The organism is Protofrankia sp. CiP1_Cm_nod3, assembly GCF_982290655.1.
The window spans coordinates 48,703-52,561 of the sequence record NZ_CEVIVD010000002.1 but is presented as its reverse complement, the minus strand read 5'-3'; the positions used below and the strand labels follow the sequence as shown (position 1 = coordinate 52,561).

Annotated in this window: 3 protein-coding genes; all 3 read right to left on the bottom strand. The window is 74.1% G+C overall.

What is annotated here, in order from left to right; genetic code table 11:
* Positions 1-102 precede the first annotated feature (102 nt).
* Positions 103-1,098, bottom strand: a complete 996-nt coding sequence (gene holA / locus AC5LUJ_RS01135) for a DNA polymerase III subunit delta (RefSeq protein WP_250283985.1) — start codon at positions 1,096-1,098, stop codon at positions 103-105.
* A 64-nt stretch (positions 1,099-1,162) separates the two neighbouring features.
* Positions 1,163-2,758 (bottom strand): ComEC/Rec2 family competence protein, encoded by a 1,596-nt coding sequence (locus AC5LUJ_RS01130; RefSeq protein WP_250283983.1) that lies wholly within the window; start codon positions 2,756-2,758, stop codon positions 1,163-1,165.
* A gap of 62 nt (positions 2,759-2,820) precedes the next feature.
* On the bottom strand, positions 2,821-3,859 hold a 1,039-nt coding region (locus AC5LUJ_RS01125), incomplete at its 5' end, for a ComEA family DNA-binding protein (protein WP_493464329.1).

The following is a 3,859-nucleotide window of genomic DNA, read 5'->3' as shown; positions in this document are numbered from 1 at the left end:
GGCCGCCTCCGTCCGGGCCGCCTCCGTCCGGGCCGGCTCCATCCGGGCCGCCTGCGCCTGGGCGGGCGGAGTCTCCCTGGTCGGGCCGGGGTGCCCGCAACGTCACCGCCGGGCTCCCGCCGGACGGCCACGGGCCGACACGATCTGGATGACGAGTCTTTCCAGCCCGTAGACCGGGTCCACGGCACCGCCCTTGACCGCCGTGTCCGCGGCGCTGACCGCGCGCATCGCGTAGGCCAGCCCCTCGTCACTCCAGCCCCGGGCCGCCCGCTGGGAACGCTCCACCTTCCAGTCGGGCATACCGAGGCTGCGGGCCAGCTCCCAGGTGGAACCACCGCCGGCGGCCGTGACCCGGGCCAGGTCACGCAGCCCGGTGGTCATGGCGCTCACGACGAGGACGGGCGGGACACCGCCCGCGAGCGTCTGGCGCAGTACGGTCAGGGCCTCGGGCAGGTCCCCCGCGATCGCGGCGTCCGCCACCGCGAAACCGGTGGCCTCAGCCCGGCCACGACGGTATCCGGCGACCAGGGCCTCGCTGATCGTTCCACCGGAGTCCGCGATCATCTGTTCACATACCATCGCCAACTCGCGCAGATCGCTGCCGACCGCGTCCACCAGTGCTTTCGCCGCGCCCGCGCTGATCTGGCCACCGAGACGGCGGGCCTCGGCCGAGACGAAGTCGTAGCGGTCCCGCGGCCGGGTGATACGCGCCGCGGTGACGACCGTCGCGCCCGCCGTCCTCATCGCCTCCGCCAGCTTGCGGTTGCGTACGACACCGCTGTGGACGACGACAAGCACGATGTCGTCCAGCGGGCGGGCGAGGTAGGCCAGCAGCGCCTCTCGAAGATCATCTGTAAGTTCCTGCGCGCCGCGGACCACGACCACCCGCAGCCCACCGAACATCGATACGCTGGCCAGATCAACCATGTCACTCTCGGTGAACTCGCCCGGTGCCCGGTCGACGACCTCCGCCTGTGGGTCGTGGCGCCGGGCGGCGTGGACGACGTCCCGGACAGCGCGGGAGACAAGCAGCTCCTCGTCACCGGAGACCAGGACCAGCCGTGGCGGCGCGGATGTCGGCGGCACGCTGGCGAGCATGTCACAGGGACGGTATCCGGACCTCACGAGCTGGTCAGGAACATCGAGTAATGACGATCAGCCATCAACGCGTGGACCAGATTCCAGCAGCACGTGACATCAATATCACCTGTATGCCCAGAGTGATGACAGACAGTGCGATGAGGACGCGGCGCCCACGGTGCCGCCGAACGGTCGCGAACAGCACCGCTGTGGTGGCGACGAGGGCCACCGCGCCGGCCGGGCCGGCCGGCCAACCGATCTCCGCGCCGGGTACGCGCGCCGCGACGTCCGCCACCGTGATCAGCCACCCGCACGGCACACCCGCGAGGGCCGCCAGGAGCCGGGCCAGCGGGTCGTAGACGACCGCGGCCACCGTGGCGAGGACCCCGAGGATGGTCGCCGGCGCGACCGCGGCCTCGGCGAGCATGTTGGCGGGAACGGCTACCAGGCTGACCCCGCCGCCGATGGCGACGATGATCGGCGAGCAGGCGACATGTGCCGCCGCGGCGACCGCGAGCGGCTCTGCCAGCCACCTCGGCAGCCGGCCCGCCAGCGCGTCCCGCCAGCCGGGGACGAGGATCACCAGTCCGGCGGTGGCGGCAACCGACAGGGTGAAACCGACCGAACGAGCAAGATCGGGACTGCTGAGGACGAGCACCAGCACGGTGGCCGCGAGCGCGGGCATGGCCAGCCGCGGCCGTCCGCTGCCGGCCGCGACGATCCCGATCAGCCCCATGACACCGGCCCGCAGGACGCTTGGTGACGGCCGGGCCAGGATGACGAAACCGACCAGGGCCATTGCGACCCAGCCGGCCCGCACCCACGGAGCCAGCCGGCTGCGCCGGACGACAACGGTCGCCGCGGCGATTATGATCATGCAGTTCGCGCCGGAGACAGCGACCAGGTGCGACATCCCGGCGGTCCGGAAGTCCTCCCGCACCTCGTCGTCGAGGTTGCTCGTGTCGCCGAGGACAAGGCCCGGCAGCAGCCCGCGGCGCGGGCCGGCAAGCCCCGACGCGGCGTCGCGCAGGCCCGCCCGCAGATGACCGGCCACCCGCTGCACCAGCGAGGGCGGGCCGACCGAGGCCGGCGCGGCCCGGACGAAGACGACAGCGGCGACGGTGTCAGCCGCCCTCGGCGGCGCCAGCCTTCCCGAGGTGCTGACATGCTGGCTCGGCAGCAGGTCCTCCCAGCCGGACGCGGTCGCGAGCACCAGGACCGGCTGCCGCAGCCGGATGTCGTGCCCGTCCGCGGTCAGCCGCTCCACCCGCATCGGGACGATGACGAGCCCGCCGCCCCCGTGGCTGACCCGCGGGTCGCCGGTCACCGTCCCTTCGATACCGGCGGACGCCCGGGCCGTGCCGAGGGCCGCGAGCGGGCCGAGCGTCCGGGCCCGGGCCGGCAGACCCGCCGCCAGCACGCCCGCGGCAAGGCAGGCCAGACATGCCAGGACCGTGCCCGCCGGCCGTCGGGCCGTCCGGCCGCGCAGCAGGGCCACCGCGCACAGCGGTATCACGCACAGCGGTGTCACGCACAGCAACACCCCGGCGATCCACAGCACGGCCACCGGTGGCACGGCCAGTCCGGCACCCGCGGCTCCCGCCCAGGCCGCGAGGGCTGGGGCGACCAGACGCAGGTCGGGCGGTTGATGCTGCGGATCGTGACCGGAAACGGTCATGTTCGTGCTCCACGCTACCCGGCCACCGGTGAACCAACACGCTCTCCGTTGAGCGCTGACAGTCAGACAGTGACGAGTGGCAGCAGGTCGGCAAGACGCTGATCACCGACTCCGGTCACCTCCCCCAGCTGTCGCGGAGAGGTGAAACCGCCGTGGGCCGCACGCCACTCGACGATCCGCTGGGCCAGCACAGGACCTACGCCGGGCAGCGCGTCGAGGGCTTCGGCCGTGGCCGTGTTGAGGTTCACCGGTGCCCCGGGCGCGGTGCCCGGCGAGCCCCTGCCACCGCCGCCCGCGGTGACACCGCTACCACCGGCGCTGCCGGCGGTACCGCCCGCGGGCTGGGGTGGTGCCGGTCCGGGGCGGCCGTCCACAAGAATCTGCTCGCCGTCCACCAGGCGACGCGCAAGCGCCAGCCCGGAGGTGTCCGTCCCGGGCAGCACCCCGCCGGCGCGGGCCACCGCGTCCACCACCCGGGATTCTCCCGACAGGGTGAACACTCCGGGATGGCGGACCTTGCCCGCGACGTCGACGACGACCTGCGCCTGCGGGCTCCCGGTGGCGGCGGGCGACGGCGGCGTCGCGGCCGTCACCGCGGCGGCCGCTGTACCGTGCCCCGGATTTGTGCCGGGCCCCGGATTCGTGAGGTCCGTCACCTGTACCGCCGGCGGAAGGGCCAGCACCGGCACTGGTCTGCCCCGCCAGGCGAACCAGCCGGCCACCAGCGCCGCGGCGAGGGCGACGAACGCGATCAGCAACGCGCCACGGATGGCCGGGTCGACCAGCCCGCCGCGCAGGGTGTGCGGCAGGCGTCCGGCCAGGCTGGATCCAGCCCGCTGGAGGGCTGTCCGCCGCTCCCCGCCGCCGGGACCGGCAGGCTCGGCCAGTATCTCGTCGAGGAAGGAAGCATCGATGGATGCCGTGCCGGCCGCGTCGGAGCGGGACGACCGGCCGTGTTCGCCGGGCACGGGTGGCTCCCCCCGGCGGGGGCCCGGCCCGGCGGGGCCCGGTTCCCTGTCAGGAGCGCCCGGAGCCGGGCCGGTGAGGTACAGCCGGCCCGGCTCCGGGCTGCCGCGTTCCCCCGTGACCGGGGCACGGGCC